At 74.1% G+C, this 7,735-nt stretch carries 4 protein-coding genes; 2 read left to right on the top strand and 2 right to left on the bottom strand.

Annotation, left to right across the window (positions count from 1 at the left end; translation table 11 throughout):
- Positions 1-48 precede the first annotated feature (48 nt).
- Positions 49-987: an ABC transporter permease gene (locus tag E1182_RS27565; RefSeq protein ID WP_132270664.1), complete on the bottom strand. Its 939-nt coding sequence runs from the start codon at positions 985-987 to the stop codon at positions 49-51.
- Complete coding sequence (locus E1182_RS27570) at positions 987-3,854, bottom strand: alpha/beta fold hydrolase (RefSeq protein WP_132270665.1); 2,868 nt, start codon at positions 3,852-3,854, stop codon at positions 987-989. Before E1182_RS27570 ends, E1182_RS27565 begins: the two co-directional genes overlap by 1 nt.
- Before the next feature lie 380 nt (positions 3,855-4,234).
- Here E1182_RS27570 and E1182_RS27575 point away from each other — a divergent pair, with 380 nt between their 5' ends.
- Positions 4,235-5,473, top strand: coding sequence for a hypothetical protein (locus E1182_RS27575; RefSeq protein WP_132270666.1), 1,239 nt, complete (start codon positions 4,235-4,237; stop codon positions 5,471-5,473).
- Positions 5,460-7,735, top strand: a 2,276-nt coding sequence (locus tag E1182_RS27580; RefSeq protein ID WP_132270667.1) for a nitrate- and nitrite sensing domain-containing protein, incomplete at its 3' end; no start/stop codon positions are given. The genes E1182_RS27575 and E1182_RS27580, both read left to right, overlap by 14 nt.

A 7,735-nucleotide genomic window follows, 5' to 3' on the forward strand; every position in this document is an offset into this window, starting at 1 on the left:
TCTCCCCACCGCCCACCCCGGCCCCTGCGCGGATCGGTAGGGAACCGGTCAGCTGGTGATGTCCTTGCGGGTGAAGCGGTAGAAGGCCAGGGACCAGAAGATGGTCGCGTAGCTGATAGCGGAGATGGCGCCCCTGACCACGTCGTCGGTCTGCATCGGGGTGGAGAGCAGACCCAACCAGGCGTTGCTGTAGTGGGTCGGCAGGAAGGAACGCACGGCACCGAGCGCGGTGATCTGGTCCAGGATGCTGGAGAGGATCCACAGCAGCACCGCGCCGCCGACCGCGCCGAGCGCGGCGTCCGTGGTCACCGAGAGCAGGAACGCCAGACCGGCCACCACCAGCAGGACGACCGCCAGGTAGCCGAGCACCGCCAACAGCCGCAGCACCCCCTCCCCCGGCGTCAGCTCGGCGGCCACCTGACTGCGCAGCGGCGCCCAGCCGTACCGCAGGGTGCCGGCGACCAGGGCCGTAGCCGCGAGCAGCAGCAGAGCCAGCACCGAGTACGCGAGCGCCACCACCAACTTCACCGCGAGCAGCCGCGCCCGGGGCACCGGGACGGCCAGCAGGTAACGCAGGCTGCCCCAACTCGCCTCGCTGGCCACCGTGTCCCCGCAGAACAGCGCCACCACCACGACCAACAGGAAGGAGGCCGAGACCAGGATCGAGAAAAGGGTGAAGTTCAGCCCGCCCGAGGTGGCCAGGTCGGCCAGGCTGGAGAACTCACCCCGACCGTCCCGGTCGTCGTCACCGGAACCGAACTGAAACGCGATCAGGATGATCAGCGGCAGCAGCACCATGAACCCGAGCGCCAGCTGGGTACGCCGCCGCGACGCCTGCCGGCGGAACTCGGCCAGGAACGGCATGGTCGCCGAGGGGCGGTAACCGACCGCCGCCCCGCCCCGGTTGGCCGCGCCCGTGCTCCCGGCCGGTCCGGACCCGCCGGCCGGGCCCGCGCCCGAGGTCGACCCGACAGTAGAGCCCGCCATCACCGGTCCCCGCTTCCCCGAGAGTTCTCGCCCACCAGGGCGAGGAACGCGTCCTCCAGGCGGCGCCGCGGCACCACCCGGTCCACCCCCACGCCGGCCCGTACCAGCTCCGCCACCACCTCGCTGCGGGCGGTGCCGTTGGTGTCCACCACCAACTGACCGTCGCCGTCGGGCAGCACCCGGACCCCGTCGAGCCGGCCGAGCACCTCCCGGGCGGCGGCCGGGTCGGACACCTCGAAGAGCACGCTCGGCGACTCACCGACGATCTCCCCGACCAGGCCGGACGCCACGATCCGGCCCTTGTTGACCACCACGGCGTGCGTGCAGGTCTGCTCCACCTCGGCGAGCAGGTGGCTGGAGACCAGCACCGCCCGGCCGCCGGTGGCGTACCGCTGGAGCACCCGGCGCATCTCGGCGATCTGCGGCGGGTCCAGCCCGTCGGTCGGTTCGTCCAGCACCAGCAGCTCCGGCAGGCCGAGCATCGCCTGCGCGATGGCCAGCCGCTGCCGCATGCCGTGGCTGTAGTTCTTCGTCCGCCGGTGCACCGACGCGCCCAGGCCGGCGATCTCCAGCGCCTCGTCGAAGTGCGCGTCCTCCCACGGCCGGCCGGTGGCCCGCCAGTACGCCCTCAGGTTCTCCAGGCCGGACAGGTGGGGCAGGAAGCCGGGCCCCTCCACCAGCGCGCCGATCCGTGACAGCACCGGCGACCCGGGCACCAGCCGGTGCCCGAAGACGTAGATCTCGCCGTTGGTCGGCTGGGTCAGCCCCATCAGTACCCGCAGGGTGGTGGTCTTGCCGGCGCCGTTGGGCCCGAGCAGGCCCACCACCTGCCCCGGGTGCACCTCAAAGTCCACCCGGGACACGGCCACGAACCCGTCGGCGTACTCCTTGCGCAGGTCACGAACGACGAGCGGGACGCCGGCGTACGCCGGATGCACGGAGTCGTCCTGGCGGCGGTGCCGGCGGCGGAGAACGGCGACGACCACGACGAGCCCGACCGCGATGGCGGCGAGCAGCCCGAGCAGCACCCAACGCCACACGGCGGCGGCGGTGGCGATGGGCACGGCGTCCACGGTCGGCAGCGCCAGTGGCGCGTCGCCCGCGGCGATGGTGTACACGGTCGGTTCCACCGGCGTGGCGTACGCCTGGTCGGAGGTGGCCACGACGAGCCGCAGCCGGTGCCCGGCCTCGATCCGGTGCACGATCGCCGGCAGGGTGACCTGGACCGGTCGTGCGGCGTCGACGCTCGCCGGCAGGCCGCTGAGCCGGACCGGGGCGACCAGACCGGCGGGAAGGGTGGCCGAGCCGTCCGGGGCGACGTCGTAGAGCTTGACGAAGAGCACGGCCTCACCGGTCGGGGAGGCCGCCCGGATCGATACGGTGGGCGCGCCGACCACGTCGACCGCCTCGCCCAGCGGCGTGGACTCGAAGCGGGCGTGCTGGCCGGGGATGTCACCGGCCACCCCGTCGAGCAGCGAACTGAGCGCCCCGGCGAACGGCACCGCGGAGATCGCGGCCGGGTTGCCGGCGGGCGGGTTGGCGACCGGCTGGGCAGGACCGGCCACCGCCACCTCGCGGCGGGTCTGGCCGACGACCCCCGGGTAGTCGGTGGTGCGGTAGCCGCTGGCCGCCAGCCCCCGGTCGAGGGCGTTGAAGCCGGCGATCCGGGAGAAGGTGAAGTCGTCGCCCGGGGCGTCCCCCTCGCCCTTGACGTAGTGGTCCAGCCACTGCGCGGTGAGGAACTTCACCCGGTCGGAGTCGCTGGTCGGTCCCGCGCCGCCGTCGTGGCCACCGGTGAACCAGGCGACCCGCACCGGGGTGCCGGCGGCGGCGATACCGCGCGCGTTCGCGTCCGCCTCGGTCAGCGGGAAGAGGGTGTCCGCCTCTCCCTGCACCAGCAGGGTGGGCGCCTTGATCCGGTCGAGCACACCGGCCGGGGATGAGCGGCGCAGCAGGTCCACGGCGGCCTGGTCGGCCCGGCCGGTGGTGGCGATGCGCAGGTACGCGGCGCAGACGTCCGCGGCGAACCGCCCGCAGGACGGGTCGGCGGCTTCGGCGCGGGCCGGGCCCGAGCCGATTCCCGGTCGCGCCGTGGGTGCCGGACCGGACGGGCCGGGCGACACGGGGGCGCCCTCCGGCGGGACGGCGGACGCGCCGGAGAACCCGGCCGGGCCGGCGCCGACGTTCCCGCCGCCACCGAAGAAGATTCCGGCCCAGCCCTTCTTGAACACGCCCTCGGTGGCCGGCCGGCCGGTGCTCTCCGGCAGGAAGGCCCGGGACAGGTCGTTCCAGGTGATCATCGGGACGATCGCGTCGACCCGCTGGTCCTGGGCCGCCAGCAGCAGGGCGAGACCGCCGCCGTACGAGCCGCCGACCACACCGACCCGGGGGTCGCCGGCGGCGTCGGTACGGATCTCCGGCCGCGCGGCGAGGCGGTCCAGCAGCCGTTGGGCGTCCCGCACCTCGTAGTCGGGGTGGTCCAGGTGAATCTGCCCGCCGCTGCGGCCGAAGCCGCGCGCCGTCCAGGTCAGCACGGCGTAACCCCGGGCGACCAGGTCCTCGGCGTCGGTACGGACGGAGTCCTTCGTACCGCCGAACCCGTGCGCCACCAGCACCGCCGGCACCCGGTTGTCGGCCGACGCGCCGTCGGGCAGCCAGAGTGTCGTGTCCAACTCGACCGGCTCGTCGCCGTCCGGTCCGGATCGGACGGTGACCAGTGCGGACTCGGTACGGAAGGCGGGCCGGTCGGGCCGGGCCACCCAGGCCGCGGCGGCGGCCAGCAGCACCACGGCAGCCGACGCGGCAACGATCCGGCGTCGGCTGCCCAGGACGCGCTTCAGCCGCACGGCCGACAGCGGTGATCTCATACGACAACGGTACGGGCGCGTTCCTGAACGTTGGCTGGGATCCTCCGTCTGGCAGGTTCGTGTCGTCCGATCGATGCACCCGCATGGTCGATCGCCTCCCGTCCAGACATTTCCCAGCCCAATGACTTCGGATCCCGGGAATTTCGACTATCGCCCGAATTCCCCCCAGATCCAAGCAGGACAACAGGCCGGGCATCGCGGCAGGTGACCGCCGGGTCATCGGACGGTGACATCGCGTGTGATGACGGGAAAAGGACAGTGGACCCATGGCAGCACCGCCGAGCCCGTCGGATACTTTTCCGGTCCGGTGCACGGGACTGCGTCGGCGACCCCGGCACCGGACAGGAGACACCCATCCGTCGCCGGAGGAGACCGACCGCATGACAGTCCCCACCCAGCGGCCCCCTCGACGGCCCTCCGGCCCGGGTCGCCTGCTGCCGCTGGTACTCGTCGTGGCGCTGCTCGCGCCGGTCGCGGCGCTCTTCGTCCAGACCTACCGGAGCACCGCAGACGACCGGGAGCTCGCCAACCGCGAACGGCTCGGCATCGAGTACCTTCGCGCGCTCGCCCCGGTCACCGAGGCGCTGGTCGAAGCCCAGTCCGCCGCCGTCGCCGGCCGGCCCGCCGCCCGCTCCTCGCTCGACCAGGCGGTACGCGGCGTCGCCCAGGTCGACCTGCGCATCGGCGGCGAGCTACGCAGCCAGGAACGGTGGTCGGGTCTGCGCGCCAAGCTGGAGGCGCTGCCCGAGCGGAGGTTCGCCGAGCCGGAGGCCGCCTACTCCGCGTACCGCGAGGTCACCGACCTGCTGCTGGCCCTCTACCGCAAGGTCCGGGAGAGTTCCGGCCTGGCGCGTGACCCGGGAGCGGACTCGTCCTTCCTCCAGGACAGCGTCGGGCGTGACCTGCCCGCTGCGCTGGTTGCCGCCGGTCGCCTCGCCGACCTCACCGTCCTCGCCACACGTCGCCCCACCAGCCAGGCCAGCCGGAGCGTCGGCGAGCTGGCCGAGGCCCGGGTGACCGCGCTCGGCTCCGCGTCCGACCTGGTCGCCGACCTGCGGGCGGCGGTGGACAACTCGGAGCGCACCGACCTCGGCGCTTCGGTGCTCGCCCCGCTGGACACCTACCAGCGCGCCGTCGAGGCGCTCGCCGCCTACTCCGCGCCCGAGCCCGGCTCCCGTACCGGCCTCGCCGATCCGGCCCAGGTCGCTGCCGCCCGCGCCAACGCACAGTCCGCCGCCCGGCAGCTCCAGCCGGTCATCCTCGACCAGCTCGACGCGCAGCTGGTCGACCGGATCGACGGCTACGACCTGGACCGGTGGCTCGCCGCCGGCGCCGCGGCCACGGCGGCGCTGCTCGCGCTGATCCTGCTGGGCGTACTCCTGGGCGAAGCCAGCCGGACGCGCCGACGGGCCACCGAGGCAGGCCCCGACACCGGGGCGAAGCCCGAGAGGCAACCGGGCCCCGGCTGGCAGCCGTCCGCGGATTCCCGCGCCACCGGCGGGGCCACCGCCCCGGACCCGCGCGGCCTGAGCCCCGAGGACCACCGACTGCTCCAGCCCACCGGGCCGGGCCAGCACGTCGGCACCGATCCGTGGGGGCCTCTCGATGCTGCTCGGTAGGCTGCGGATCCGGGGCAAGCTGGCAGTCCTGGTGATCATCCCCCTGTTGAGCATGGTCGGGTTGGCCGTGCCGGTGGTGGTCGACCGGATCTCGGAGGCCCGGCGGGCCGCCGAGACCTCGGACACCGTCCGGCTCGCGAACCGGGTCGGCAGCCTGGTCCAGAACCTGCAACAGGAACGCTTCCTCTCCGTCGGGCTGCTGCTCGGCCGGATCCCCCGCCACGAGTTGGTGCAGAAGTCGGCGGAGGTGGACGACCAGGTCGCCGACCTCCACGCCGAACTGGGCGGCCAGCTCACCACCGACCTCCGCGCCGCTCTCGACGGCGTCCGCGGGCTCGCCGAGCTGCGCCCCCGTGTGCTCGCCGGGGCCGCCAGCCCGAGCCAGGTCCTGGAGGCGTTCGGCCCGATCAACATGGCCCTGATCGAGGCGCTGCGGCTACCCTTCCGGGCCGACACCGACACGTCGGTGGGTCGCCAGGTCGTCGCGCTCGACGGACTGATGCGCGCCGACGAGCGGCTCGGGGTTGCCGCCACCCTGATCGTGCTGGTCAAGGCCACCTCGGATCCGCGGGTCGCGGCCGCGTACGTCGCCAACATGGCCGCACTCCAGGTGGACAGCCAGCGGTTCCGCCGCATGATCACCGCCGAGCAGTACCAACTGGCGCTGCTCAACGATGCGGCCGTCGCGGCTCGCGGCACCGCCACCTTCCAGGCGGAGAGCGCCCGCGACCCGATCGCCGTCGTCCGGCGACTGTCGCTGGACGTGATCTTCCCCGCGGCCCGCTCGATGATCACCTTCGGGCAGTTCGTGGAGAAGAAGATCGCCGCCGACGTGATCGAGCAGACCCGGGCCGAACGGCAGCGGGCGCTGGCCGTGGCCTGGCTGGTGGGCATCACCGCCGCCCTGGTGCTGCTGACCGTGGTCGTGCTCAGCATGGCGGTGGCCCGTACCGTGGCCCGCCCGCTGACCCGGCTCACCCGCTCCGCCGACCGGGTCGCCCGGGTCGCCGAGGCCGAGCTGACCCGGGTGGCCGACGACGAGTCCGACGCCACCCCACCGGTACGCCTCGACCCGGTCGACGTCCGCGCCCAGGACGAGATCGGCGACCTCGCCCGCGCCTTCGAACAGGTGCAGAACACCGCCGCCCGGCTGGTGGAGCGGCAGGTGGCGGGCCGGCGCAACGTGGCCCAGATGTTCGGTCACGTGGGACGCCGCACCCAGAACCTGGTCGGCCGGCAGATCGCCCTCATCGACCGGCTGGAACGGCAGGAGACCGACCCCGGCCGGCTGGAACACCTGTACCGGCTGGACCACATCTCCAGCCGCCTACGCCGCAACGCCGACAGCCTGGTGGTGCTCTCCGGCGCCACCGGCGCCGACAGCCACGTCGCCCCGGTGCCGCTGGCCGACGTGGTGCGGTTGGCGCTGGGGGAGATCGAGGACTACACCCGGGTCGACGTGCAGGTGCCGTCCGGGGTGTCCGCCGCGCCCGCGATCGTGGGCGACCTGGTACTGGCGCTGGCCGAGCTGATGGAGAACGCCACCGTCTTCTCGCCCCCGCACACCCGGGTCACGGTTTCCGGCGAGGTGACCGACGGCGGCGCCCTGCTGGCCGTGGCCGATCGCGGCCTCGGCATGACCGAGGAGCGGCTGGCCGAGGAGAACGCCCGGCTGGCCCGCCGGGAACGGTTGGACCTGGCTCCCACCGAAGTGCTCGGCCTCTTCGTGGTCGGCCGGCTGGCCCGCCGGCACGGCTGGTCGGTCGAACTGGCCCACACCCCCGGCGGCGGGGTGACCGCCCGGCTGCGGATACCGCAGTCGCTGCTGGTGCTGCGCCGGGCCGACCGGCCGGGTGTCGCCTCCGCGCAGGTCGCCGTGCCGAGCCGGGACCGGCGCACGCCGGGGGCGGCCGGATCGAACCGGGAGCCGACCGGTGGACCGTCGGCCCGACCGGCCGGCACGCCGGCCCCCGCCTTCGATCCGGAGTTGCTGACCCGGGTCACCCGCAGCATGGCCTCCGCGCAGTCCTGGGACGCCTTCGGTACGGCCAGCGCAGCGACCCCGGCCGGGACGACCGTGCCCCGGCAGACCGTGCCCCAGCCGGTCGGCCGGCCGGGCGAACAGGTCGGCGCGCCGACGGTCAGCTCCGGTGCGACGACCGCGTGGTGGTTCGCGGCCCCGGACGGGCCGGTGGCCGGTGCCCAGCCGGCCGCCCTGACCCCACCGACCACCGCGGAGCCACCCGCCGCACCGCCGAACCC

It is taken from the genome of Micromonospora sp. KC721, assembly GCF_004348355.1.
Classification (GTDB): Bacteria; Actinomycetota; Actinomycetes; order Mycobacteriales; family Micromonosporaceae; genus Micromonospora.